Here is a 25,933-nt window from a genome sequence, read left to right as displayed (position 1 = left end):
TCCGATGAAAACTGTGAAGATTGCGTGATGCAAGGTCGCGGCCCATCGCCAATAAAGTACGCGAACTGCGGGAAACGCGTTTTGCGATACGACAGAAAGAGACTATCATAAAACTGCATAAATTCGCCGATAAGGCCAGGCTTATATAATATCCTTAATTTCGAATGTCGCCCGCTCAGGCGAAATAACCGAAAGATACCGGTCTACTTCGCGGAAATTTCTCCGACCTTGTCGTCTCATTGAAGGGTATGCTGTGGTGAACCCATGCCCAAAGCCGCCATTCGTCCAATTTGCAGCAGCCGGCACTCTGGGCTCGCAGTCAGTTTTCGCCGCCGGAAGCATCAACAACGGTTGCTGATCTGCCAACGTCGGTGCGTTGAGCGACGCCGATCAAGATCAACAGCTTAGCCCGGCCCACCTATGACCGGTTCCGCGATGCCTTTAACGCGTCCCTTGCTGCATAAGCATTGGGCCGCACTCGAGCCCGTTGCGGAAGTATCAAATTCTCGCTGCGCGCGCTCGCAGCGAAAACTCTGCTTCGGTGGATTGTGTTGAAAAAACTCGGTTGGGCTCGAAACGGCCCGAATGTTCAGAACGCACGTTCTCAAAGCTGACCGCAATGCAATTCTAGAGTGTCAAAATCGATCAGCGGCAGAACAAGATTCTGGTTCGGGACCCGTGGTCTGAGGGCGAGGGAGTTTTTCAACACAATCGGTGCAGCAAAACTTCATGCCGCATCGCAGCTGTGGATCCGGTCGTTCGGCTAGAGCGCAGCGAAATCCTTGGGAGCAGAGACCGCAGCGCGGAGATATAAGTGGCAAGGACGAGATCGACGCTTCCTTCAGTAGGTTACCAATAGGTTTCGGTGGAAATTCCGGGTCGGAATTGTAGCAAACATCCCCCGCCTGTGTCCGGCCGTGACCCGCAAGGCCGCCCCCCCCCCACCGAATACTACCGCGTCGCTGCGTGTATTCCCCATGTGAGCGTCCCGGATGGATCGGGCAGCACTGACACCGAAACCGGGAGACTTGCGCGATGACCCTTAGACCACTCTGACGACCGGCCGTCGACCGGTCCCCCCCCCAAACGCATGACACCCTTTTCCCGACGGCCCCGTGGCCGGCGACCGATTCTTGATTGCTTAACCCCAGACAAAGCGGAGAAAAACAATGCCCATCGATTTCGGCGGAATTGGAAACACCATCGGCAACGGGCTGACCGGCGCCTTTAGGGGCCTCAGCGGCGAAGCGGAGCGCGCGCTCGGCGAGGTGCGCGGCGGGCTCGATCGGATTGCGGAAGTGACGGCGAGCCTCCCGAATCTGACCCAGGCGGCCGCCATTGACCTCGGGCGTGCCGCTCAGGCGATCGGCACCGTCAGCGCGAATTTCGACCAGGTGGTCGAGGATCTTCAGCGCGTTGGGCGGATCGACGTCGATCTAGCGCGCCAGATTTCGTCGGTGGTCGCGCACACGCAGGACGCGGGCGGCGTTCTCGGGCGCGACGTTATCAACGCGTCGCTAGATGGCCGGGACGATCTTCGGTTCCTTCGCGACACACAAGTCCACCTTGAATCGATCCGGGATGGGGTCATTTCGCTCGGGTCCATCGGGAATCCGGACAACCTGGTCTTCAACGCGATCGTCGAAGCAAGAAATTCTGTGACGCAGGCTGTCAACAACCTCAAGACCGCCAGTACGGTTCTCGTCTTCAATAATACCCAGGCGTTCAAGGGGGCCCTCGACAGGATCGATGTCAGCGACTTTGCCGACGACCCAATCAACCTTGTCAATGACTTCACCAGCATCGTCGACGACCTTGCCGCCCAGGCGAGCCGCGCAGCCAGCGACGGGGTCTTCGACACCCAGGTACGTGCGGACAACTTCGCCTCCGTGGCATCGCCGGTGGCGCGGGTTGGGGCCGAGATTGCGGCAGAGGCCGAAGCGGCCGCGGCGGACGGGTTCGCCGACCCCGGGCTTCTGCAGGGGATCGAACGGCAGATCGAACGCCTCGACGCGGCGCTGGACACGCTGCAGGGGGCGGGCATTGTCAGCCAGGCGCTCCGCAATGCCCAGACGCAGCTCGACCGGACCGTGGAGGCGCTGTCGGATGCCGTCGCGGCGATCGGCGAACGCGTCGAGGCCGTCGCGCTGGTCGGCCGCATCGCCGAGGAAGGGTGGGCCGAGGCTCTTGGCGGCGATTACCTCGAGGCGATCTCGGGCGAGGGGGCGGTCTTTGGCGAGATCGTGGAGGACATCGCGAAGATCGTTGATTTCGAGGCGATCGGCGCGGCCTTCCAGGACGTCGCGACGCTCGACATCGATCTGTCGGCGGCGACGCTCGACCGATATGCCCGGGTGCTAGACCTGCCTTCCGAGCTGATCACGCCGCAGATTGCGGGCGTGTTCCAGCAGCTTTCGCCCGAAGCGCTGGCCGGGATCGGCGCGGCGACCGGCGCGATCTTCGAGTCGATCACCAAGAGCGCCGTCGACGGCGTGACCGAGGGCTTCGACACCTCAATCGCGTTCCTGCAGGACCTTGCCGAGCAGATCGGCGACGGCATCCTTGGCGTGATAAACTACATACAATCGCTCTTGGAGCGCTATGCGAGGGAGGTCGCGGACACTGTCGTCGACGAGGTGTTCACGCCCCTTCAGGAGACCGCGCTCGACATCGGCGAGGAGCTGATCGCGCTGGGAAGCTCCGCGACGGAGGCGCTCGAGAGCTTCCTGGAGCAGAGCCTTGACCAGTTCGGCGGGGTCGGCGGGCTGATCGAGTTCGCCGAGGACGCCGCCGGCGTCGTCCTTGACGGCTCAGCGCGTGAACGGGTCGTGGACAACCTCGCCAACCTCATCGGGGTCGATCCCGACAGCCTGAGCTTGAACTACGAGGTAACCGAGAACGGTGTCGAGCGAGATACCGAAATCGATTTCTTCAATTTCGGCCCAGCGGTGGATGCGCGTTCCGGCATTCTCGGCGGGCGCGCGGGCTCGTTTCTGGACCTTTTGAACTCCGACGTGGTGGACGGCGATCTAATTTTCGGCGCGCTGGCCGAGATCGGGCTGGTGGCGGATCTCACCTTCCTCAACAACACGCCCTTCGACATCGAGACCGACCTCGTGGCCACGGCGCGCGCGAACCTCTTCAGCGACAACCTCGGCGCGCCGGTCCCCGTCGAGATCGCGGCCGGGTTCGATTTCGATGCGCGCATCGAACTGGAGCTCGGGGCGCTTCTGGGCGTAGGCACCTCGACGGTAGGCATCTCGTTCTCGGCGCTGCAGGATGTGGGGTTCGTGCCGAACACGACCCAGCTTCTGGACGACCCGTCGCGCGGCGTCACGATCGACGCGACGCCGGACTTTCTGCGTACCGATATCGAGATCGGCTTCGCGCCGGAGGCCGGGGACCGCATCCGCTTCAGCCAGCCGGAGAAGTCTGGTCCGCTGGCCTCCGACGCGATCTTCGAGCTGGACAGCTTCGCGCCGATCACCACGATCTCCGAGGATGGACGGAACTTCTCGGAGTTCCGCGTGGCGGTGACGGATGGCGGTCTGGGCATGTTGGCCACCGGGCCAGAGGGCACCGTCGACACCGCCCGGCCGATCGCCGAGGTCGGCTCGGTCGTTCTCGACCATCGCGGCGCTACGGTGTCGCTGGAGCACGACTTCGAAAGCCCGGTCGTTTTCGCCCATGTGGCGACGATCAATGGCGGGGACGCCGTGACCGCCCGGATCACGGACGTGCGCGACGACGGTTTCGATCTGTTCCTGCAGGAGCCCGACGGCTATGACGGCTTCCGCCACCGCGAGACGGTGTCGTTCATCGTGGTCGAGGAGGGCACGCACGTTCTCTCCGATGGTACCATCCTCTCGGCCAGCAAGTTCGAGGTCGAACCGACCACCGAGACCGGCTTCGAGCAAGTGGCGTTCGACGGCTTCGACGACCGGCCCGCGGTGCTAGCTGGGGTGCAGAGTTTCAATGACCGCAGCTTCGTCGACACGCGCATCCGCAACGTTTCATCCGACGGGGTCGAGGTCGCGCTGGAGGAGGAGGAGGGACGGAACTCCGTCGGCAGCCACGGCACAGAGACTGTGGGCGTGCTTGGCATCGAACAGGGCGCGGGCGTCTCGGACGCGAACGCCTTCGAGGCCGGCACCACCGGGATCTCCGTCGACCATGTCGCCAGCGCCGTGGGGTTTAACATCGATTTCGACGAGGTGCCGTTCATCTTCGCCGACCTCTCGACCCAGGTCGGAATCGATCCGTCGCGGGCGCGGACGTTGAACCTGTCCGAAGACGGCTTCGACGTCTTCGTTCAAGAGGACCTGACGCAGGACGCCGAGCTTCAGCATGCGCCCGAGGCGGTGGACTACCTGGCCTTCGCTGAGAGTGGGCTGATCTACGGCGACACGTTCGACTTCGTCTGACCCGGCCGCGTTCCGGAACTGCGCATCGGTCATCCCGGCCGGTGCGCATGTTTCGCGGCGGTGCGACCCAAGAGGCGATGCGGGGCGAAGACGCGCGGCCCAGTGCGCAAGGGGGGCGGCCGAGGGGAAAAGTTTCTGTTCAGACAGTGGGAGACGATCGGTCTGCGACCGTGCTAGAGAAGGCGGGACAGCTCGTGCGCAGCGTCTTCCAGCAGGCTGGCGTCGTCGCCGCCGACGAGCAGATAGCCGTAGCCGCCCTTGGTCCAGGTCGCCGCCGCCATGTCGCGCATGCGGAGCCCACTGATGGCTTCGTCCGAGCCGTCTTCTCCCGACATGATGCACAGCGCGACCGGCTGGCCGTCGGCGGTCAGGTACGCGACCTGCGCCAGAGGCCGGCCCTCGAAGGCCAGTATCTGCGCGCGCTTCAGCTTCAATCCGTCAGGTGCCGCCAACGTCCCGAGCGACAGGTCGCGATCGATGCCAACGGCGGCGCGTGCGATCTCCCGGCCGATCCGCTCAGCGTTGTCATCCACGACCGCGAGCGTCTCGGGCGCGTAAAGAAGGTGGTAGGCCGCGGCGAGGTCGCGCCAGTCCTCCTCGCGCTCCCCGCCGGACAAAGCGGATCCGAAGACGACGCCCACGGCCAACGACGCGGCGAGCGCCATACCCAGCCAGACCGGCGCGCGTGGATCGTTCGCCGGTTTCCGCGCGGTTTTTGTGTCCGCGGCCGGCGTGGAATCCGCTGCCGACGCGGCGCGAGGCGCCGCGACCAGCAAACCGTCGAATGCATCCTTCAGGACATCCATGTCGATCGTGAGCGCGTCGAGCCGTGCCACGAGAGCAGGATGGGCGTCTAGCGCCCGTTCGAGCGCCCGTGCCTTGTCTGCCGACAGGGCACCGTCAAGAAAAGCCGTCAATTGTTCGTCCGACCAGGCTGCCGTCATGTCCGTACTGCCGCCCCTCTGTGCGCGTCTTCATTCATCTGCCCGGCTATCCGCGCGCGTGCGGCCGCCAAGCGGCTCATGATGGTGCCAATTGCGACCTCGAGCATGTCCGCCGCCTCGCGATAGCTGTAGCCCTCGACATATACGAGAAGCACGGCGGCGCGATGGGTTTCGGGCAAGGCCATCACTGCAGCCAACACCTCTCCGGCGAAAATATTCGCCTCTGCCGAAGGTTTTTCGCAAGCGATCTCGACGGCATCGAGGTCGACCTGTCGACCCGCACCGCGCGCGCTCTCTGCGCGCTTTTCGTTTAGCCAAACCCGGCGAGCGATGGTCATCAGCCAGCGATCGAGTTCCGTGCCCGGCCTAAAGGTGTGAAGCTTCTCGATAGCGCGGGTACAGGCAGATTGCGACAGGTCCCACGCCGTATCCCTGCGACCAGTCAGAACGACGCAAAAACGCCAGACCCGAGGATGCAGCGCCGCGATCTCGGCCATCAACGCGTCGCGCTTACCTGAAGAGGGCAAGGCGTCGGCTCCCGGTTCCCGAAGGTACGAAGGCACGTCACGGATCGGAAGGTCGTTCGCAGGCATGTCGCGGCCCAATCTGCTGGCGTGATCGATGTCTGTTCCTGCATACGACCATAGCAGCCTCAGCACCCGAACGCTTACACCTTTCCGCGAAGATATATGTCAGGCCAAAGCTAAACGCATGCCAAAAGGGCAAGGCCGGGCAAAGCCCTCGATCACGTCTGAAATGGACGATAAAGCAACTGCGCATCTTTCAATTGGATGCGCGGCGCTTAATTGTACATTGAATTGGCCCCCGTTTCGAAAGGACACTCAGGCATAGCCATGGAGGCTTAGCAGGCTGCTTCCGTAATGGGAGTTGGTTGGTCAAGTCCCGAGTGTCACACGTCGCCGGTTTCATGTTTCCGTTCGTGGTCGGCGCGCGGCCGCCACATCATGCCATCCAGGTGAACCCCGAGCGCCTATCTGAAAAGCGTGCTGCACGTCCGAGGACGTGTCACGAGCAGCCTGCCGGCGTCATCGGGGTCCGCGTCCCGGCGACGGGACCTCTAAGAACCGGCAGCCCAGTGCCGGCTCGAACCTTTTACGATGGGCTCAGGCGGTCCGGACGACCTCCTTGCCGAAGCGGAACGTCGAGCCGTCGATCCACATGCGATGGAGAACGGTGGCCGAGTACGAGGATGACGATGTGACCAGCAATCGCGCCGTTCGGCAGATGGAAGATCGTATCCGTGAGCTCGAGCGCCAGCTCGGTCGCAAGACGCTTGAGGTTGCGATCCTCAAGGAGGCGCTGGACAAGATCCTCGAGCAAGAACTCATAGAACAGCGCGGGTTGCACCTCCTGCCGCGGTCCCATCATCGCCGCTCCTCCCACACATTGCGGGAATTTAATCAGCCGACGGCCCTTCAATCAATGGCGAGTTTTTCAACGAAATAAGCCCACTGCGGAAGAGGCAGATTCTCGCTGCGCGCGCTCGCAGCAGAACTGCCGCTGCGTTGCGGCGGACATCCATGCGGCGCCGCAGCTAAGACTCCGGACATTCGTGCTCCGGGCAGCGAAAGGATGAGAAGCGAGGCCCTCACCGCGGGATAGAGCGGCCGTTTATGACGGCCCCCGTGAAGGTATGCCTAGGTCAAAATAAGCCAGATCACCGTGTCAAAAGTGGCGGCGGGAAGATCCACATCAGTTCGTTTCTCAAATTAATCATTTGCAGCGAACCGTCTCCTTCCCTGGTGCTTTGGCACCTTACGCCATAGGTAATTCTCATCCCGCGTGAAGCTCAATGAGAGCCTTTGACTTAACCGCTTTGGGGACTGTCAGCCTTTACACGGAAACCTGCGCTCTTTCTTCGCATCACGCGCAAGCGCCTGCATGTTCTCGAAAATCTCGAAGCGATTGGCATGGGCGGATGCAGCGTCAGCGGGGGGCTCGAACCGGTCCGAAAACCGCGTCATCTCCGACATCGCGTGCCGGATGTCGGCGTGTTCGCCGGAAGCGACACTGCCGAGGATGGCGGCCCCCAAAAGGACCGGTTCTTCGGCCGCCGGGATCGCGATCTCGATGCCCGCGGAGCCCGCGAGGAGCTGGCGTACCACTGGATGACGTCCGGCACCGCCGGAGAGCACGACCCGCCGGATGCGGATGCCGCGCGTCGCCTGCGCCTCGATGATCTGCCGAAGTCCGTAGCCAATGCCGCAGACACCCGCGACGTATAGCGCCACGAGCCCCTCCACCCCGTCGTCCATCCCGAGCCCCAGGATCACCGCCCGCGTATCAGGGTCGGCGAACGGAGCGCGGTTGCCGAGAAACTCCGGGACCACGTGGACTCCATCGGCCAGGACGACAGCCGATGCGCCATCCGCACGTTTGGCGGCCATGTCGGCGAGCCAGTTCGGAAGGGACATGCCCGAGGCCTCGGCGTCCTGCGTGGCAGCCGTGGCGTATGGGTGATGTCGCACGAGGTGGGCGATCGCCGCGCCGGCAACCGATTGACCGCCTTCGTTGAGCCAGAGGCCGGGGACCATGGCCTCGAAATACGGGCCCCAGACGCCGGGCACAAAGACCGGCTCGGCCGTAGAGGTCATGGTGCAGGACGAGGTGCCGAACACGTAGGCAAGGTTCGCCTCCGGGCCCTCCTCGGGGCCGACCGTGCCGATTCCACCGGCATGCGCGTCGATCAGGCCGGCGCCGACAGCCGTGCCAGGGGCCAGACCCAGCTCGTCGGCCGCCTCCGGCGTCAGCCCGGCGCCTAGCGGCGTCCCCGGCCGGACGATGTCGGTGCCGATGCGGGCGAAGCCCTCGTCCGCCAGCACGCCGAGGCCGATGGCCCGAAAGTAATACGGATCCCAGCGATCCTCGTGCGCGAGGTAGGTCCACTTGCACGTCACGGTACAGCTCGAACGCGCGGTCGCGCCGGTGGCGCGCCAGCCAAGGAAGTCGGTCAGGTCGAAGAACTGCCACGCGCCGTTGAAGACGTCCGGCCTGTTTTCGCGCAGCCATAGGAGCTTCGGGGTCTGCATTTCCGGAGAGATGCGGCCGCCCACGTATTTCAGAACGTCGTGGTCGCACGCGTTGATCCGCGCAGCCTGGTCGGTCGCGCGGTGGTCCATCCAAACGATCACGTCGCGCTCACGCGCGGTCGTGTCGCCCACCGGCAGCGGCGCGCCGCCGTCGCCCAGCACGACGAGCGAGCAGGTCGCGTCGAAGCCGAGCCCCGCCACATCGCCCGGGGCGATCCCGGCGGCGGAAACGGCGCCACGCACGGCTGTGCTACAGGCGGACCAGATGTCGGCGCTCGATTGCTCGACGATGCCACCCGGCGCGCGGTGTGTGCCGATCTCGGCCGAGTGGGCGCCGTGCTGGGCGCCTGCGCTGTCGAAGACGCCGGCGCGGGCGCTGCCGGTGCCGACATCGATGCCGATCGTGTATCGTTTGCCGCCCATCTCAGAGTTCCACGGAGTTCGGCAGGATCACGAGGTCGCGCACCACCACGCCGCGCGGACGGGTCAGCATGAACAGAACGCATTCCGCCACCTCGCGCGGCTGCATCAGCGATCCGTTTGCGAGCGCCTCTTCCTTCTTGGCCTCGGGCCAGCTGTCGATCAGCGCAGTCACGACCGGCCCGGGAAGCACCGCGCCCATGCGGATGCCGTACTGCGACACCTGTTGGCGCGTGGTGTGCAGGAACGCTTGCACGGCGTATTTCGAGGCGGTGTAGATCGGCTCCCAGGTCACCGGGATCACGCCCGCGACGGACGAGGTGAAGAGGATGTCGCCGGTGCCCCGCTGAATCATCCGCGGCAGTACCGCGTGGACCGAGCGGAAGGCCGCGTTGACGTTGAGGTTTAGAACCCGATCCCAGACATCCGGATCGCCCGTCGCCACCTCGCCGCCGACATAGGCGCCGGCATTTGCGTGGAAGATGTCGAGCGGGCCAGCGAGGTCCTCTATCCGGCGGCCGAGATCCGATACCTGCGCCGGATCGAGAAGGTCGAGTTCCAGCGCCATTGCGTTCTTTCCGAGCTCCGCCGTCAGTGTTTCAAGCTTTTCGGCATCCCGGTCCACGAGCACCACCCGCGCGCCATTCTCCAGCAAGATCCTCGCGCATTCGAGGCCAATCCCGGAGGCCGCGCCGGTAATGGCGGCAGTCTTTCCGTCTAGTCGCATATCGGGGTCTCCTGTCAGGCGCGGCCGTGGCTGGCGCGGGACTGCCGCGCGAGGCTGTCGACGATCACGGCGATGGCAAGCACGGCGCCGAGGATCATGTAGCGCAGCGATGAGCTTAGATTGAGCAACGTCAGCCCATTCGAGATCGCCTGGATCACCAGCACGCCGAGCAGCGCCGACCACGCCGAGCCGCGTCCACCGAAGAGAGAGGTGCCGCCGATCACCGCCGCCGCGATTGCGTTGAGGTTCACGTCGCCGGTGCCCGCCTGCCGGCTCGCCGATGCGAGGCGCGAGGCCGCGAGTACGCCGCCGAAAGCCGCGAAGGTCGAGCACAGCATGAACGCGTAGATCCGGATGCGCTCCACTTTGATGCCGGCGCGGCGCGCGGCTTCGCGATTGCCGCCCACGGCAAAGATCGAGCGGCCGAACTGGGTGCGCGTCAGCACGTATTCCATGCCCGCGACAAGGCCCATGAAGAACAGGAACATCCACGGTACGCCACGGCCCTGGTTGAGATACCACACCGCGCCCAAGATGATCGCGGTCAGCACCACCGCCTTCACGATCAGCACGCTCAGCGCCGGGACCGACAGGTTCGCCTGTGCCCGTTGCGCCCGGGTCTTGAGGCCGAACCAGAAGATCGTCGCCCCGGGGATCAGCGCCACGAGGTAGGAGAGCCAACCCGGCATCACCATGGTCTGTCCGAACCGGATCAGGAAGGACTGGAACGGCAGGTTGATCGAGCCCGAGTTGCCAAGCAGGTAGAGTTGCAGTCCCAAGAGCGCGAGCAGCCCGGCGAGCGTCGACACGAAGCTCGGCATGCCGAACTTGTTCAGAAGCGTGGCGTAGACGAAGCCGGTGATCGTGCCCGCCCCGAGCGCGGCGAGGATGGCGAGCGGCCACGGCACGCCGACATTGACCCACAGCACGCCGAGGATCGCTGAGGCGACGCCCGACATGGATCCGATGGACAAGTCGATCTCGCCCAGCAGCAGGCAGAACACCACTCCGAGCGAGATCAGGCCCACGGCGGCGGCATCGAACAGAAGGTTGGTGAGGTTAGCGGGCCGCATGAACACCGGGTTCAGCGTCCCGAATACGACGGCGATCACGATCAGACCGAGGATCACCGGCAGAACGCCGAGATCGCCCGAGCGCATCCGGTCGACGAAGCCTCGCAGCGCGCCACCGAGCCCATCGTCGGCGCGCACCCGGCTGTCGGCGCGGTCGAATTTCTGCGTGTCGCTCATGACACTTCTCCTTCCGTGACGGCGTCACGCTTCTGCGCTCGGCGGGAGACCGAGTTGTCGGTCGCCCCGGTGATCGCGGCGACAAGTTCCTCCTGCGTCGCTTCCGGGCCGAAGGTCCCGTTGTTGCGGCCGAGGCGCAGGACGACGATGCGGTCGGCGACGGCGCGCACGTCCTCCATGTTGTGCGAGATCAGGATCACGCCGTGGCCGCGGTCGCGCACCCGCTCGACGAGGTTCAGCACCTCCGCTGTTTGCGCCACGCCGAGCGCGGCTGTCGGCTCGTCCAGCATGATGATCTCGGGGTTCAGCAGCAGCGACCGGCTGATCGCGACGGTCTGGCGCTGCCCGCCCGAGAGCGAGGCGATGGGCTCGCGCACCGATGGGATGCGGGCGGCCAGCTCACCGAGGAGCTTCCAGGCGCGCACCTCCATCTCGACCTCGTTGAGCCGCCAAGGGCCGACCTCCTGCCCGAGGAACAGGTTCGCGACCACGTCGAGGTTCTCGCAGAGCGCGAGATCCTGAAAGACCGTGGCGATGCCGAGGTCGATCGCCCGGCCCGGCGTGTCGATGGAGACTTCGGCGCCGTTGAACTCGATCGTTCCGGACGTCTTGGCGTGGACGCCGGACAGGATCTTGACCAGCGTGGACTTGCCCGCGCCGTTGTCGCCGACGAGCGCCACGACCTCTCCGCGGTGAATGTCGAGGTCGATCCCGTCGAGCGCGGTCACCGCGCCGAAGGTCTTGGTCACACCTCGTAGCTTCAGGATCGGGGACGTGTCCCCGGGTGCATCCGCTGGCATTGTCTTTTCCTCCTCCCGTGCCCCCCGCGGGGGCGGCGTCGGGCGGCGTAAGCCACCCGGCGGACCGATCACGTCACTCGATGATGCCGAGCTCGCGGCAGCCTTCCTCGAACTCCGCGGTGCAGATCTCTTCGGGCGTGTTGATGCCGCCGTCGAAGATGATCTCCACGATGTTCTCGCGCGTCACGACTTCCGGCGTGAAGAGCTGCGAGGGCGTGTCGTAAAGCGTCGTCTCGGCCGCCGGCGTCTCGCCGCTGATGAAGGCGTAGGCGATCGAGGCCGCGGCCTCCGCGACGATCTCAGACGGCTTGGAGATGGTGTTGTACTGCGTGCCGGCGATGATGCGCTGAAGCGCCGCGATGGTCGCGTCGTTACCGGTGACCGGCGGGATCGGATCGGTGCCTGCGGCGCTGAACGCGGCGATAGTGCCCCCTGCCGTGCCGTCGTTCGCGGCCACGACGCCGACGATCTCCTCGCCGAAGCGTTGGATCTGGCCCGCAACCCATCGCTGCGCTTCCGGCGGCGCCCAGTTCGGCGTGTCGAATTCGGCCAGCGTCTCGTAAGCGGAGCCGTCGAGCGCCTCGTCGATGCCGTCGCGGATCAGTCCGGCGGCGGCATCCGTCGGCGAGCCGTTGACCTGCAGCACGCCCGAGCCTTCGGACACGTCTTCCGATTGCAGGTGATCGACCAGCGACTGTGCGATGGCGCGGCCGATGCCGACATTGTCGAACGACACGTAGAAGTCGGCCGGAACGTCCGGGATCGGACGGTCATAGGCGATGACGCGCACGTCCTGCGCATTGGCCTGGTTCACCAGCGACGCCGCGGCCGAGCTGTCGACCGGGTCGAGCACGATAACCGAGGCGCCCTGCGCGATCAGCGAGTTGAACTGTTGCTGCTGAAGCTGCGCGTCGGCGTTTGCGTTCTGGTAGACCACCTCACAATCGGCGCAGAGTTCGGCCATCGCGTCGCGGAAGCCGGGATAGTCGCGCTCCTCATAGCGGGTCGAGGCCTGGTCGGGCATCAGGAAGCCCACGGTGGCTTGTTGCGCAGCGACCGCCGTGCCGAGGGTCGCGGTTGCGAGCGCGGCGGCCGACGCCGCTGCGAAAGTTCTCTGGATCATCTCAATCCTCCCCAAAATCTGCGGTCTCCTCACCGCTGCATCGATTGAGCTAGTTGCTCAACCGATGTAGCATGTTGTAGGAGGCTTGGCTTTTCGTCAATGCTCAATCGGTGAAGCAAGTGGGAAGACGGCCAGGTGTCGGGATCGCAAGGAAAATTCGGTGGACGGCGGACGACCATTTACGACATCGCGCAGATTGCCGGTGCGTCGCCGAGCGCCGTGAGCGCCATCCTGAACGGAAGTTGGAAAAAACGGAGGATCGCCGAGTCGACGGCGAAACGCGTTATCGAAATCGCCGAGTCGGAAGGGTACGCGCGAAACCTTCAGGCCAGCGCCCTGCGCAGCGACCGGTCCAACGTGATCGGAATGATCATGCCGAAATACGACAATCGGTATTTCGGGGCCATTGCCGAGCAGTTCGAAGCGAAGGCGCGCGCCCGTGGCCTCTTCCCCGTCATTACCTGTACCGAGCGCAATCCCGAGTTCGAGGTAGCTGCCGCGCGCGAGATGATCGGCTACCGAGTGGATTGCATCATCGCCACCGGTGCCACCGATCCGGACCGGATCACGCGCACGGCGGCCGCCGCCGGTATCCGCACGCTCAACCTCGACCTGCCGGGGCGAGAGGCGCCGTCCGTGATCTCTGACAATTACAGCGGCGCGCGAGATCTCGCGCTGCTGCTGCTCGACAAGATCGGGCCCACGAGGGGGCCGCTGCTGTTCCTGGGCGGTCGTGGATCGGATCACAACACGGCCGAGCGCATACGCGGCGTGCGCGATGCCCACGAGGCCCGCGGGTTGGTGATACCCGACAGCCACGTGCTGACCTGCGGTTATGCCTCCTACAAGGCGCAGAGGGCTTTGGACACTCTCGCCTTCGACGTGCCGGCGGCGCTCTTCGTGAACTCCACGATCTCGCTAGAGGGCGTCGCTCGTTGGATGCGCTCGAAGGGACAGACTCGGCCGTTCGGCTGTTTCGACTGGGATCCGTTCGCCGCTCTGCTCGAGGAAAACGTCGGCATGGTAAAACAGGACGTCACGGCGTTGGTATCGACGATCTTTGACAGGCTCGACGATCCTCCCGGACAGGCGGATGTAACTCAAATCCCCTGCATTCTCTGTACTGAATAGACAGGTGATCACTATGAGGACGCTTACTGTTTATCCTAGCCATGCCTAAAGGGACGCGGACCTTAATGCACGGTGCAGCGAATTGGTGCTTCGTCCGCATTGGCGCTGCTGAGATCACGTGCCGCGAACGGTAAATATGGTATCGCCCCGTCGCCGCTCAATTGAACGTCCTGTGTGGATGGCTCCTGCTTAGCAAGACTTTTCTGAGCCTGATTTTGCACTGGTCAGAAGCAGACGTGTGTCCCGTCAACGAGGCCGAGCACCGTTCGGGCGTCGGGCAAGGGTGTGACGCGAGCGTAGTCGCGCTTGAGGGTCTTCACGAAGGGTGAACGGGTTAACGCCACCGGTCCGAGAGAACCCGTGAACCTCATGCCATTGCTTTCCGGTGACCGGACGGGTGTGAAGCAGGGAGCGGGGCCAAGGGCGAGGGCGACGTCGCGCGTGTCCTTGGCGGTGTAACAGCTGCCGTTGTCGGAAAGATGCTCGACCGGGTGCGGGGCACGATCGGTCCCGAAGCGTCGCTCGACGGCGCCCAGCATCATGTCGCGGACATCCGATCCTGAGATCCCCGCGCCCGCCACGGCGACATGAGCGACGATCTCACGGTCGAAGGCGTCGATGAACGAGACCTTGTTCGGTCGCCATGGGGGCGCCATCGGTCCGAGCGGCCATGGCGACGGTTCGAGAACAATGGTCGAGTGCGATGCGGACCTTCTCACCGCTCCAGCAGACGATCTCCAGGCCGTCGGAACACCAGCGCAGGTTCGAGGCCATGACCGCCACCTTGCCGTCATGGGTCCGCCCTTCCCGGCGGCCGGTGCAGCGCTCCAGCGTCAGGCCGTACTTGCCGAGAATGCGCAGAACCCGCTTGCGGTTGACCGGCTCCAGCCTCGCCGCCCGCCGACCGCGGTTCAGCAACGCGGCGATGCGCCGGTAGCCGTAGGTCGGCCGGGCATCGACGAGACGGCGCAGCGAGGGCAGCAGCTCGGCATGGGATGACTTGGCATACGGGCCACGAGGGTTCGAGCGCGCCGAGACCCGCGCATGGAGCTGGGACCGGCTTAAGCCCAGAACCTCGGCCACCCGGCTCATCGGGAACCGCTCTTCGGCGGCGAAGGCAGATGCCAGGTCGCTCGCCATTGTCCTCGGACCGTCGACGCATGCGTCGACCGGACAAGGCTCGCTTTTACCTGCGCCTTGGCCATGTCCTTCGGGCTTACGCGGCCCCACCGGGGCCACGGTCCCTTCGGACCCCGCAGGATCTCGTTCTCCATCGTCTTGCGGCCAAGGAGGCGCTCAAAGTCGCGGACGCGGTCCTCGAGCTTGCGGACCTCGAAGGCGCCGACCACCGGCTCGTTCGATCCCACGGCCATCGCACTCGCGATCGTCCTCGAACCGATGGCGGACAATGGCTCGTCCTCGTCCATCAACCGACGCCACCGGAACAAAAGGTTCGGCGCCACGCCGTTCCGCCCGGCCACGGCAGAGATGGACTCTCCCGGCACAAGACTCTCCTCGATGATGCGCAGCTTCTCATGGGCAGGCCAATATCGGCGTCGCGCGACGCCGATAATCACCTCGACCCGGCGAATATCGTCGTTGGACATGAGCATGCCCTCAAGCACAGGCTTGAGCCTTTCATGGTCATGCCGGACTGTCCGGTCGAAACGGGGGCAGTTCACGAGCGCCGAGATGGAGGCGGTTGTGCCTTGGCCGCGGCTGCTGGCTCTGATCGAGCCGCATTACCCGAGGGTGGGGCCGAAAGGCGGGCGGTCGCCGATGCCGCTGGAGACGATGCTGCGGGTCCACGTCCTCCAGCAATGGTATGCGCTCGGCGACCCGATGGCCGAGGAGATGCTGTATGACAGCGACGCCATGCGGCACTTCGCCGGCATCGAGCTTGGCGACGACCGGATCCCGGACGAGACCACGATCCTCGACCTCCGCCACCTCCCGGAGAAGCACCAGCTGACCGAGCGGCTGTTCGCCGATGTGAACCGTCACCTCGCCGACCAGGGCATCACGCTGCGCTCGGGCACGCTGGTGGACGCCACGATCATCGACACGCCGTCCTCGACAAAGAACGAGGCGAAGGCGCGCGACCCCGAGATGTCGTCGACGAAGAAGGGCAACGAGTGGTACTTCGGCATGAAGGCACATGTCGGCGTCGATGCCGAAAACGGCATCTTGCACAGCCTCGACACCGCCACGGCCAGGGTCCACGACAGCCGGGTCTGGGACGCGCTCCTGCACGGCGACGAGACATCGGTCTGGGCCGACAAGGGTTATGTCAGCGCCACGCGCGAGGCCGCGTTCTCCGGCCCCGGCAAGTTCCGGAGCGTCATGCGCAAGGCACCGAAGGGCGGCGCGCTGCATCCCGTCGACGCGGACATCAACCGGATCATCGGCATGATCCGGGCCCGCGTCGAGCATCCCTTCCGGGTGCTCGAGCGGCAGTTCGGGTATCCCGAGACGCGCTACCGCGACCTGGCGAAGAACCGCGCGCAGCTCTTCACGCTGTTCGCCCTCGGCAATCTGTTCCTCTTCCGACGAAGGCTGCTGGCCGAGATCGGAGCCTGCCATCGGACGCCGATCCCGGCCATTCGGGCCGACCGATCCGACGAAATCGCCGGCGTCACCGGCCAAGGTGCCCTTGCCAGACCGCCCCGGCCCCGAAATCGGCGAAGCCGAAGCGGTAGTTCAGACGATCCTTAGAACGGTCCGGTTCATTTCACCACTTATCAGCAGGGCTCAGAAGAGGAATGACCCCTCGTCGATCAGACTGGAGTCCACATTCGCCAGAAGGACAGAATTGCTGGAGCCGAACGTCAGCAACCCGCCGTCCTCGGCCTGACCAAGTCCGACGTCGGTGAAGCCCGACAAACCGAAGGCTGACAGGTCGAGCTGGTCCACTCCGCCCTCGAAGTCGGTGATAACGTCCCCTCCTCCGATCCCATCGCCCGGGGCGAAGACGAACGTGTCGAACCCGGCGCCACCGGTCAGTATGTCGTCGCCCGACCCGCCAGAAAGGGTGTCGTCGGACGCGCCTCCTATGATCGTATCGTCCCCGCCGCCGCCCAACACGATGCCGTCGACGCTGCCGTTCGCGCCGTCAAAGAGGTCGTCGCCCTCGGACAGTAGGACATCACCCATGATGATTCCGTCGTTTACGATTTTCACGTCGGGACTTGCGTCGCTGGCGTCGATCGCGACCGCGGTGCCGACGATCGTGCCCCGGTTGAGGATCTCTCCGTCCAGCGTGACCCCGTCCTCGATCCGGATCCCGACAGCCGCCTCCGTGTCCTCGGAGCCACTGATCAGGCCACGATTCTCGATGTCGCCCTGCCAAACGGCATTCTGCACATCACTGAACAGCCGGACGCCATCGCCGATCGTGTTACCGTCGACGGCATTGCCCCGTCCCTGGATGGTGCCCACGTTCACCAGTGAAGCCTCCACGACATCGCCGTTCACCTCGCCCGTCTGCAGCGAGACGCCGGAGCCGTCGTTGCCGGCGCCCGCATCGATCACACCCGGCCCGCGATTGTCGATGCTGTAATTCTCGGCAGTCGCGTTGGCGTAGACCGTGCCGTTGCGCTGCTCGTTCGTGCCGAGAATTTCTCCGAAGTTCCGCAGATGGGTGCCGTCGCCGTCGATATTCACGGCGCGGCTGTCGCTCTGGATGGTTCCGCGGTTGATGATCTGAGGGCCATTCGTCTGCTCCTGAACCTCGATCCCGTTCACGCCGCCCTCGATCAAGCCGTTGCTCCCGTTGAGGATGCGGCCGTCGAACTCCACCAGCAGGCCGATCTCGATCCCGTCGAAGCCGCCACGGATCGTGCCGTCGTTCCGGATGTCTCCGTCGAAGGCCACGGCGAGGCCAAGCTCGATGCCATTCGACACGGTGCCCTCGATCAAACCCCGATTGACGATATCTCCGTCAAAGGCGACCTCGGCGTCGAGATCGATGCCATCGTTGTCGCCGATGATGTCGCCCCGATTGACGATGTCTCCGATGACCTCGGCCCGAACATCGAATTCGATGCCGCTGTCGCCGGAGCCTTCGATCAAGCCGGTGTTTCTGATATCGCCGATGAGGGTCGTGGCGGGATCGAATTCGATCCCGTCGCCCGCACCGCGGATCGTACCGGAATTGATGATGTCGCCCCGCAGGTTGGCGTCGTCGTCGAATCTGATACCGTCGATGCCCGCCTCGATAAGCCCGCTGTTGCGGATGTCACCGATGAGCGTCGCATCGGGATCGAATTCGATCCCGTCTGAATCGGTGCGGATCGTGCCGGAATTGACGATATCACCCTGCAGGATGGAGCCGTCGTCAAAGAAGATGCCGTCGCTGCCGGCATCGATCAGCCCGCTGTTGCGAATGTCGCCGGTCACTGAAACGTCATCCTCGATCAAGATGCCATCGTCGTCCGCGCGGATCTCGCCGCTGTTGACGATGTCACCTTCCAGCGCGCTGCCGTCGTCCAGTTCGATCCCGTCGTCATCCGCCGCGGAAATCAGCCCGCGGTTGACCAGATCGCCGACAAATCTGACACTTGCGCCCTCTTCGCCGATGTCGATGCCGTCCTCTTGCCCGATGATCGAACCGGTGTTGACGAGGTCGCCGGCATATTTGACATCACCACTCGCACCAGCAAAGAAGCGTACACCGTCGCCGGCAAGATTGCCGCCGCCATCGCCCCGACCCTGGATCAACCCGTAATTGATCAGCTCGGCCGACACCACGTCGCCCGATACGTCACCGATCTGATAGACGACACCGGCCCCGTTGTTGCCCTCGCCTGCGTCGATGACGCCCGCTTTTTGGTTGATGACGCTGTATTCATTTGCCGTCGCGTCGGAATAAACGGTGCCGTTACGCTGATCGCCGGTGCCGAGGATCAGGCCACGATTCACGAGTTCCACGTCCGAGCCGTCGATGTTCACGGCGCGGCTGCTGGAGGTGACAAAGCCATCGTTGACGATCCGGGCGTTATGATCTGCGTCTCCGAGATAGATGCCATCCGTGGCGCCGAAGATCGCGCCGGTGTTCAGTATGCGGCCGTCGAAGCCGAGATTGTCGCGGATCTCGATGCCACGCGCGAAATCGGAGGTGACAAAGCCGCTGTTGACGATATCGCCCTCATAGGTCGTACCGCCCGACACACTGCTGAAGAGGCGGATGCCGTCGCCGCGGGTGTTGTCGCCGAGAGCCGCATCGCCGCGGCCGGCGATCGAACCCTCGTTGACGATACGGCCGTTGACCGCCTCGCCCGGCTCGTTGCCCACCTCGAACGAGACGCCCGCGCCGTCGTTCAGGAAGCCCGCATCGATCCGGCCCGTTACACCGTTGAAGAGTGTGTAGTCCTCGGCCGTGGAGTTGGCATAGACGGTGCCGTTTCTCTGGTCGCCGGTGCCGATGATATCGCCGAGATTTCGGATCTCGATATCTGTGCCGATGATCTCGACGGCCCGGCTGCCGCTTTCGATGTCGCCGGTGTTCTCCAGCTCGCCCCCATCGCCGACGAGGCGCACACCGTTGATCTCGCCGGCGATCAAGCCACCGTTGATGACGTCACCGAGCGCGCCGAGAACGTCGATCGCCGTGAATTCGGACGTGATGACCCCCGAGGGAAAATTGATCACCGCGCCGTTCTCACCCTCGATGCTGATGGTCGCGGTGGCCCCCGTCGTCTGCGCGATGCCCGCATTGGCGAAGGAGACGTCGTCGTTGGCGAGGGTCAGGACCGGCGCGTCAGCGACGAGCGTGCGGTCGCCAACCAGGAGGGCGATCACCTGGCCGTCCACCTCACTGCTGATCGGTTGATCGTTGCCGTTCGGAATGAATTCGATGTCGGTAGGTGGAACGCTGCTGAGAAATTCGACGAGGGTCATGGATTTGCTCCGAGATGGGGGACCGCAGGGAACCCGCGCGGGGCGCAGGCTTTCAACGATCCCAAGCTACGGTTCGGCCTGCCGTGGCGCCATCAAGGCATTTGTTCAGGGGGTATTCAGAGTTGAACGGCCTCTGGACCCGTTCTCGAGGCGCGCGTGACCGAACGATGGACCGCGCGGGGGACCTGCCCCGGGCGAACGGTGCCGGTGGGCCGAAGGTCGAGAGACTGGCCCTCCCCGGATCACAGGCGCGTGGTGCCGGTGGGTGAGGCAGAAGCAGCGTCGGTCGAGCAAGCCGCGGCAATGGCCCCCGGGATCCCGTCGAACCCTTTGCGCGCCGCGCCGGCGAGGAAAGACCTGACGACCCCTACGCGGGCTGAGCGGCGAAGCTCGGATCGCGTCAACAACCACAGCGGGACCGAGACACGAAACTTCTCGGGCAGTACGGGGATCAAGCTGGGCGAAGCCGCGGCGACATAGGTCGGAAGGGCCGCCAAGCCCATCCCTTCCTCTGCCGCCGCTTTCTGAGCGAGCAGACTGTCGAGCTTCAAGGCCGGGCGGGCCCGCGCCCCGATCTCCCTGAGGTACCGGGCCTGCGGCACATTCTGGATCACACCGCCGCTTTCGATGGTCCGATGGCCGCTGAGCTCCAATATGTCCTCGGGATGGCCAAACATCTCCAGATAACGGCGCGAGGCATAAAGTTTGAAGGGCACTGATCCGATCTGTCTGCCAATCAGGCTCTCGTCATGTGGCTCGCCCATCCGCAGCGCGAGGTCAGCTTCCCCCTTCGCGACGTCGAGCCGAACATTCGACAAGGTAACATCGATATCGAGGCCATGGTGATGACTGGACAGGTCCCTCAGGATCGGTATCAGCCAGGATTGCCCCAATCCCTCGGCCGAGGTCAGGGTGATACGACCCTCGATCCGCGAGCGTGTGCCTGCGATCCGATCGGCAAGGCCTTGCGCTGAAAAGGCCATTTCCTCCGCCTTTTCGAAGATCCTGCGTCCCGCGTCGGTCAGGACAAGGCCAGACGGCAGCCTGTGGAACAGTTCCGCATCCAACCGGTCCTCAAGCAGGCGGATATGCCGCCCGACGGTGGGTTGAGAGACCTTCAATCGCCGCGAGGCTTCCGAAAAGCTGCCCGCCTTGGCAACGGCGTGGAAGAAGCGAATGTTGTCCCAGTCCATGATCTGTCCCTCGGCCATGGCATCTGGGAAGAGCTTACCATGGAAGATGGCCGTCTTGATCGTCGAACACGCAGACGTGCGGATCCGGGCCTGGTCGCCGCCCCTCGTCCCGCTTCGAGACCAAGAAGAGCGTATGTCGGGCCCAACGTGACGCTCGCGGCAATCCGCCATTCGGGCTCTGTGGGATCTGATGCAGACCTCACGCAGCTTTTACGGAGCGTGCCGGCGATTAACCTTAGCGTGTCCGACGGACGCCCGTAGGCTGACCGGCATATCGGTGCCCCACGCCGGTCTGGCCTTGCCGCCTCCTTGTCCTCGAACGGGAGCTGTACTCGAAAGGGAGCGTCCTTCGCATGGTCCGCCGCGCCGAACTCGACTGGCTCAGGGTGCTGTTGTTCGCGCTACTGGTGCCCCATCATGTCGCCGTGGGCTTCGTCGACTGGGGCGTCGCGATTTATGGCTTCGTGAACGATAGGCTGGCAGGCGATGGTATTACGTTGTTCATCTACTGGAGCCACAGCTGGAGATTGCCGTCGCTCTTTCTGATCGCCGGCATCGGCACATGGTTCGTCACGTCCAGAGGCGTCGGTTCACGCTTCATGGGCCGCAGGCTCTTTCGCCTCCTGATCCCCGCGATCTTCGGAACGATGTTCCTGAATGTCTTCGGCGGCTATGCTGTCGCCACCGCGACTGGCGAATCCGCGACATTTCTCGCATTTTGGTGGACATGGCTGACCGAGCCGGTGCTGCGCCAGATCCAGCATCTCTGGTTCCTGTTCAACCTCGCAGTCTACACGCTCATGTGCTGGCCAATTTTCGCCTTTCGGAGCCAGATTGCCGCGCGGATGGTGCGGCCAGAGTTCCTCCTGTCGGCTCTTGTTCTGGCCTCCGCCGTCGCGATTGTCGTCCTAAAGCCACATGCTCCAGCCCTCGCAGGCGACAATTACCAGTTCGTCTTCTACCTGCTCTTCTTCCTTGGGGGTTTTCTGGTCGGGGCCGGCGGCGCTCGCCTTCTCGATTGGAGCGGGCGGCATGCCTGGTGGCTCCTCGCGGCTGCTGCAGCGATGTTCGCGGTCAAGGTGGTGCTCCTCGCGGCCGCACTTGCCGAGGATGACGCTGTCGGTGAAGCGCTGGCAGCCGGGGGCTGGGTGCCTCTGGGGCTTGCCCCTCCGAACGCCGTTGCCTTCTGCGCGGTCGAAGCGGCGACGGCCTGGCTTTGGTGCTGCGCAGCGCTTGGGCTGTCGGTGCGCTTTCTGTCAAAACCCAGCGATCTTCTCGCGGATCTGACCCGTGGAACCTTTCCGTTCTATGTCTTGCATTTTCCGATCGTTCTCGTCGGCCTCAACATCGCCGCGCGGGTTTCCTTCCCATGGCAAGTGGAGTTCATCTTGGTGATGGTCTTCGTCTATGGACTGACGTGGATGCTCTGGCGGGTGGTCGACAACCTCGGCTTGGTTGCTGTGTTGTTCGGCGGAAAGCCGTCGGCTCTCTCGCCACCGTACAGCACCAACTCCGTGCAGAAATAGGTGAACACGCGGTGCTCGTACTGGCGCCGATAACTCGCTTATCCACCAAAGAAAGCAAAGACCTCTCCCCGAGCCTCTGACGGTAAGTTCGGAGAGTGCTATCGCCCCCGTTAGATTGAGAGTAACCCTTCGGCGGGGGCCGTCTGACGGGGCGCTGGGGGCGATGATAAGTCCGAGGTTATGTTCGACTTCAAGTTCACACCCCAGATCGAGATCCTGTCTGCCGAGGATGGGCCTCGGCGTCGTACTGGAGCGACGCGGACAAGATCCGGGTGGTCGAGGAAAGCCATCGGGGACATCGGCAGGTCTCAGCGACGGCGCGTCGGCATGGCATCTGCCGTTCGCTTCTGACCGTCTGGCGGCGACAGTATCGGAACGGTGAGCTCGCATCGGAGATCGGCCCTGCTTTCGTGCAGGTTCAAGTGCCTCCGGAGATGGACACTGACACGCCGCCGCGTCGGCCGGCGCCCGACGTCCAGCTCGAGATCCTCCTGCGGAACGGACGGCGCCTGCTCGTGTCCTCGTCGGTGGCCCCGGACGCATTGGCCAGGCTGCTGCCGATCCTCGAAGGCAAATGATCGCCTTCCCGGCGGGGGTGCGCGTCTGGATCGCTGGCGGGGTCACCGACATGCGCCGTGGGATGAACACTCTGGCACTACAGGTTCAGGAAGGGCTTGGGCGCGATCCGCACGCCGGCGAGATCTTCTGTTTCCGGGGCCGCAAGGGCGACCTGGTCAAGCTGCTCTGGCACGATGGGGTCGGCATGTCGCTCTACATCAAGCGGCTCGAGGCCGGGAAGTTCATCTGGCCGACAAGCGCAAGCGGCGACGCTGTTCAGGTCTCTGCGGCCCAGCTGGGCTACCTCTTGGAAGGGATCGATTGGCGCAATCCGCGCTGGACGCAACGACCTGCAAAGTCGGGATAAATCGTGCCTTTGAGCCCTATTTTCGTAGGCATCGCGAGGTCCGTGTAGTAAATTTCCGCTATGCCAGATGCCGCTTCCGAGATCGCCAGATTGCGTACCGCGCTCGCGGCCTCGGAGGCCCGTGTCGCGACAGCGGAGGCGCGTGCATCCACCGCCGAGAGCGAGCTGGCGCAGGCCCGCGCGGTGGTCTCGACCTCCGAGGCGATGATCAAGCATCTCAAGCTCGAGATCGCCAAGCTGCGACGGGAGCAATACGGCCATAGCTCGGAGCCCGCGCTCGCCTGATCGATCAGATGGAGTTGCAGCTCGAGGAGCTCGAAGCTGCGGCCACGGAGGACGAGCTTGCCGCGGAGATGGCGGCAAAGACCACCTCCGTCACGGGCTTCCAGCGCCGCCGCCCGGCCCGCAAACCCTTTCCGGAGCATCTCCCGCGCGAGCGGGTCGTGATCGAGGCGCCGACCGCATGTTCATGCTGCGGCTCCGACCGCATCGTGAAGTTGGGCGAGGACGTCACCGAGACCCTTGAAGTGATCCCGCGCCGCTGGAAGGTGATCCAGACCGTCCGCGAGAAGTTCACGTGCCGGACTTGCGAGGCGATCAGCCAACCGCCGGCGCCGTTCCATGCAACACCGCGCGGATGGGCCGGGCCGAACCTTCTTGCGATGATCCTGTTCGAGAAGTTTGGACAGCACCAGCCGCTCAATCGCCAGGCCGAACGCTATGCCCGGGAAGGCGTCGAGCTCAGCCTCTCGACCCTGGCCGATCAGGTCGGCGCCTGTGCCGCCGCGCTCGCGCCGATCCATGCCTTGATCCGCGACCACGTTCTGCGCGCCGAACGGTTGCACGGCGACGACACGACCGTGCCACTTCTCGCAAAGGGAGGGACGAAGACCGCGCGGCTCTGGACCTATGTTCGGGACGACCGGCCGTTTGCGGGCGGCGCGCCGCCCGCGGCTCTGTTCTACTTCTCCAAGGACAGGGAAATGGCCCACCCCAACCGTCACCTCGCTGGGTGGCAGGGCATTCTCCAGGCCGATGCCTACGGCGGCTACAACGATCTCTACTGCGACAGCCGCGATCCTGGTCCGGTGAGCCGCGCGCTATGCTGGAGCCATGCCCGCCGGAAGTTCTTCGAGCTCGCCGACATCAAGGAGAAGGCCCGCAAGAAGAAGCCGGACCACGACATCTCGCCCGTCGCGCTGGAAGCGATCAAGCGGATCGATGCCATCTTCGACATCGAACGGGAGATCAACGGTCTGGATGTCGGCATACGGCTCGAGGTCCGGCGACACCGGTCGCAGCCCCTGGTCGAGGCGCTTCACGACTGGATGCAGAGAGAGCGCGACACGATGTCGAGGCACAACCCGGTGGCCAAGGCGATCACCTACATGGTCAAGAAGGACCGGTGGGACGCCTTCACCCGCTTCCTCGACGATGGCCGGGCCTGCCTGACAAACAATGCGGCCGAGCGGGCGCTGCGCGGCATCGCCCTTGGCCGGAAGTCATGGCTTTTCGCCGGCTCCGAGCGCGGCGGTGACCGCGCCGCCTTCATGTATTCCCTGATTGTCTCCGCGAAGATGAACGACATCGATCCCCAGGCGTGGCTGGCCGATATTCTCAGCCGCCTGCCGGACATGACAGCGTCTCAGGTGCCAGACCTCCTGCCTTGGAATTGGACCCCGACACGGCAAAGAATGGCCGCATGACTTTGATTGCCCGCCTTCGGATCATTCTGAACGACGTCGAGCCAATGCCGATGCGCCATATCGAGGTGCCGCTGAAGATCAGGCTCGACCGGCTGCATGAGGTCATTCAGGCGGCCATGGGCTGGACGGACACCCATCTCTACGAGTTCCGCGTCGGTGATGCCGGTTGGGGACTGCCCGACCCGGAAGGGTTCTACGACGGTCCCCTGGATGCGAAGAAGATGACCCTGGAAAAGCTGCTCAACCGCACCGCCACCAGGACGATCCAGTATGTCTACGACTTCGGCGATGACTGGGACCACAGTATCCGGATCGAGCGGGTAAACGATGCCACGCCGGGCGTCAGCTATCCCCGGCTGCTGAAGGCCACCGGCGCCTGTCCGCCCGAGGATGTCGGCGGCGCCTGGGGCTACGAAGAGTTCCTCGAAGCTCTCGCCGATCCTGACCACGAGCAACACGAGGACATGGTGCGGTGGTCGGGAGGAGACTTCGACCCCGAAGATGCCGAAACTGACAGCATTGTCGAGAGCTTTGACCGGTTTGCCAAGAAATGGGCTCCGCGACCTCGCAAACCCAAGGCGGAGACGTAAGAAAAGCCAGCCCCTACGGCCTACGCCGGATGCTTACGGAGCTATGCGGGAATCTGGGTGACGCGGGCTGATCAAGCGGCGCGGCTTTTGTCGGCATCGCGGCTGGCGACACCGTCGTTGAAGATGATGCCTTCGACGACGAGAGGCAACTGGTTGGCGCCTTTGAGCCTCCGCCACTTCCTGGCCGCGGCTTGAACCAGCGTGAAGACCATGAGTTTTGCGGTCT

At 64.2% G+C, this 25,933-nt stretch carries 16 protein-coding genes and 4 pseudogenes; 9 read left to right on the top strand and 11 right to left on the bottom strand.

Going from position 1 to position 25,933, the window contains the following annotated elements; genetic code table 11:
• Positions 1-1,169: 1,169 nt before the first annotated feature.
• On the top strand, positions 1,170-4,424 hold the full coding sequence (locus OCH239_RS21830; protein WP_051489588.1) for a hypothetical protein: 3,255 nt from the start codon (positions 1,170-1,172) through the stop codon (positions 4,422-4,424).
• A 173-nt stretch (positions 4,425-4,597) separates the two neighbouring features.
• On the opposite strand, the gene OCH239_RS17805 is transcribed toward OCH239_RS21830, so the two are convergent.
• Complete coding sequence (locus OCH239_RS17805; protein ID WP_037265671.1) at positions 4,598-5,368, bottom strand: anti-sigma factor family protein; 771 nt, start codon at positions 5,366-5,368, stop codon at positions 4,598-4,600.
• A complete protein-coding gene (locus OCH239_RS17800; RefSeq protein ID WP_037265693.1) occupies positions 5,365-5,865 on the bottom strand; it encodes an RNA polymerase sigma factor in 501 nt (166 codons plus the stop codon). Before OCH239_RS17800 ends, OCH239_RS17805 begins: the two co-directional genes overlap by 4 nt.
• Before the next feature lie 655 nt (positions 5,866-6,520).
• Here OCH239_RS17800 and OCH239_RS22300 point away from each other — a divergent pair.
• Positions 6,521-6,697 (top strand): annotated as a pseudogene (locus OCH239_RS22300) (IS3 family transposase); the annotation flags it as partial.
• A 518-nt stretch (positions 6,698-7,215) separates the two neighbouring features.
• Here OCH239_RS22300 and OCH239_RS17790 read toward each other — a convergent pair.
• The 5 genes from OCH239_RS17790 to OCH239_RS17770 form a co-directional block, all read right to left on the bottom strand.
• Positions 7,216-8,841, bottom strand: a complete 1,626-nt coding sequence (locus OCH239_RS17790; RefSeq protein WP_037265665.1) for an FGGY-family carbohydrate kinase — start codon at positions 8,839-8,841, stop codon at positions 7,216-7,218.
• Between the two features lies 1 nt (position 8,842).
• Complete coding sequence (locus tag OCH239_RS17785; protein WP_037265662.1) at positions 8,843-9,565, bottom strand: SDR family oxidoreductase; 723 nt, start codon at positions 9,563-9,565, stop codon at positions 8,843-8,845.
• A 14-nt stretch (positions 9,566-9,579) separates the two neighbouring features.
• The gene (locus OCH239_RS17780) at positions 9,580-10,815 is read right to left on the bottom strand and encodes a sugar ABC transporter permease (RefSeq protein WP_037265660.1); all 1,236 of its coding nucleotides are present in this window, start codon (positions 10,813-10,815) and stop codon (positions 9,580-9,582) included.
• A complete protein-coding gene (locus OCH239_RS17775) occupies positions 10,812-11,615 on the bottom strand; it encodes an ATP-binding cassette domain-containing protein (protein WP_037265658.1) in 804 nt (267 codons plus the stop codon). The genes OCH239_RS17780 and OCH239_RS17775 overlap by 4 nt, the downstream gene beginning before the upstream one ends.
• 73 nt (positions 11,616-11,688) lie before the next feature.
• A complete protein-coding gene (locus OCH239_RS17770; protein ID WP_084782611.1) occupies positions 11,689-12,738 on the bottom strand; it encodes an ABC transporter substrate-binding protein in 1,050 nt (349 codons plus the stop codon).
• A gap of 135 nt (positions 12,739-12,873) precedes the next feature.
• On the opposite strand from OCH239_RS17770, the gene OCH239_RS17765 reads away from it, so the two are divergent.
• On the top strand, positions 12,874-13,869 hold the full coding sequence (locus tag OCH239_RS17765; RefSeq protein WP_037265656.1) for a substrate-binding domain-containing protein: 996 nt from the start codon (positions 12,874-12,876) through the stop codon (positions 13,867-13,869).
• A 242-nt stretch (positions 13,870-14,111) separates the two neighbouring features.
• Here the strand turns inward: OCH239_RS17765 and OCH239_RS23915 are convergent.
• Positions 14,112-15,476: pseudogene (locus OCH239_RS23915) on the bottom strand (transposase); the annotation flags it as partial.
• A 4-nt stretch (positions 15,477-15,480) separates the two neighbouring features.
• Here OCH239_RS23915 and OCH239_RS17750 point away from each other — a divergent pair.
• A pseudogene (locus OCH239_RS17750) lies at positions 15,481-16,443 on the top strand (IS5 family transposase); the annotation flags it as partial.
• Positions 16,444-16,620: 177 nt separating this feature from the next.
• On the opposite strand, the gene OCH239_RS17745 reads toward OCH239_RS17750, so the two are convergent.
• Together OCH239_RS17745 and OCH239_RS17740 are read right to left on the bottom strand one after the other, a co-directional pair.
• Positions 16,621-19,767: a beta strand repeat-containing protein gene (locus tag OCH239_RS17745; RefSeq protein ID WP_037265653.1), complete on the bottom strand. Its 3,147-nt coding sequence runs from the start codon at positions 19,765-19,767 to the stop codon at positions 16,621-16,623.
• A 242-nt stretch (positions 19,768-20,009) separates the two neighbouring features.
• Positions 20,010-20,960: a LysR family transcriptional regulator gene (locus OCH239_RS17740; protein WP_162150017.1), complete on the bottom strand. Its 951-nt coding sequence runs from the start codon at positions 20,958-20,960 to the stop codon at positions 20,010-20,012.
• A gap of 353 nt (positions 20,961-21,313) precedes the next feature.
• Between OCH239_RS17740 and OCH239_RS17730 the strand changes: the two genes are divergently transcribed.
• From OCH239_RS17730 to OCH239_RS17710, 5 genes are all read left to right on the top strand, one after another.
• Complete coding sequence (locus OCH239_RS17730; RefSeq protein ID WP_051489586.1) at positions 21,314-22,486, top strand: acyltransferase family protein; 1,173 nt, start codon at positions 21,314-21,316, stop codon at positions 22,484-22,486.
• A 272-nt stretch (positions 22,487-22,758) separates the two neighbouring features.
• A complete protein-coding gene (gene tnpA / locus OCH239_RS23910) occupies positions 22,759-23,064 on the top strand; it encodes an IS66-like element accessory protein TnpA (RefSeq protein ID WP_425280295.1) in 306 nt (101 codons plus the stop codon).
• Positions 23,061-23,411, top strand: a complete 351-nt coding sequence (gene tnpB / locus OCH239_RS17720; RefSeq protein WP_037265643.1) for an IS66 family insertion sequence element accessory protein TnpB — start codon at positions 23,061-23,063, stop codon at positions 23,409-23,411. The genes tnpA and tnpB overlap by 4 nt, the downstream gene beginning before the upstream one ends.
• Before the next feature lie 60 nt (positions 23,412-23,471).
• A protein-coding gene (tnpC, locus tag OCH239_RS17715) for an IS66 family transposase (protein ID WP_157577944.1) occupies positions 23,472-25,117 on the top strand; the annotation gives its coding sequence in 2 pieces (ribosomal slippage) (positions 23,472-23,682 and positions 23,682-25,117; 1,647 coding nt in all).
• Positions 25,078-25,707, top strand: coding sequence for a plasmid pRiA4b ORF-3 family protein (locus OCH239_RS17710; RefSeq protein WP_244430391.1), 630 nt, complete (start codon positions 25,078-25,080; stop codon positions 25,705-25,707). Before tnpC ends, OCH239_RS17710 begins: the two co-directional genes overlap by 40 nt.
• 71 nt (positions 25,708-25,778) lie before the next feature.
• Here the strand turns inward: OCH239_RS17710 and OCH239_RS22855 are convergent.
• A pseudogene (locus OCH239_RS22855) lies at positions 25,779-25,933 on the bottom strand (IS256 family transposase); the annotation flags it as partial.

It is taken from the genome of Roseivivax halodurans JCM 10272 (genome assembly GCF_000521785.1).
GTDB lineage: Bacteria > Pseudomonadota > Alphaproteobacteria > Rhodobacterales > Rhodobacteraceae > Roseivivax > Roseivivax halodurans.
The sequence above is the reverse complement of the archived record's forward strand: the minus strand, read 5'-3'. Positions and strand labels throughout refer to the sequence as shown.

Bases quoted from the DNA above. Each gene is read 5' to 3' on its own strand.
- OCH239_RS21830 (WP_051489588.1), top strand. From the start codon at position 1,170: ATGCCCATCGATTTCGGCGGAATTGGAAACACCATCGGCAACGGGCTG.
- OCH239_RS17805 (WP_037265671.1), bottom strand. From the start codon at position 5,368: ATGACGGCAGCCTGGTCGGACGAACAATTGACGGCTTTTCTTGACGGT.
- OCH239_RS17800 (WP_037265693.1), bottom strand. From the start codon at position 5,865: ATGGCCGAGATCGCGGCGCTGCATCCTCGGGTCTGGCGTTTTTGCGTC.
- OCH239_RS17790 (WP_037265665.1), bottom strand. From the start codon at position 8,841: ATGGGCGGCAAACGATACACGATCGGCATCGATGTCGGCACCGGCAGC.
- OCH239_RS17785 (WP_037265662.1), bottom strand. From the start codon at position 9,565: ATGCGACTAGACGGAAAGACTGCCGCCATTACCGGCGCGGCCTCCGGG.
- OCH239_RS17780 (WP_037265660.1), bottom strand. From the start codon at position 10,815: ATGAGCGACACGCAGAAATTCGACCGCGCCGACAGCCGGGTGCGCGCC.
- OCH239_RS17775 (WP_037265658.1), bottom strand. From the start codon at position 11,615: ATGCCAGCGGATGCACCCGGGGACACGTCCCCGATCCTGAAGCTACGA.
- OCH239_RS17770 (WP_084782611.1), bottom strand. From the start codon at position 12,738: ATGATCCAGAGAACTTTCGCAGCGGCGTCGGCCGCCGCGCTCGCAACC.
- OCH239_RS17745 (WP_037265653.1), bottom strand. From the start codon at position 19,767: ATGACCCTCGTCGAATTTCTCAGCAGCGTTCCACCTACCGACATCGAA.
- OCH239_RS17740 (WP_162150017.1), bottom strand. From the start codon at position 20,960: ATGGACTGGGACAACATTCGCTTCTTCCACGCCGTTGCCAAGGCGGGC.
- OCH239_RS17730 (WP_051489586.1), top strand. From the start codon at position 21,314: ATGGTCCGCCGCGCCGAACTCGACTGGCTCAGGGTGCTGTTGTTCGCG.
- tnpB (WP_037265643.1), top strand. From the start codon at position 23,061: ATGATCGCCTTCCCGGCGGGGGTGCGCGTCTGGATCGCTGGCGGGGTC.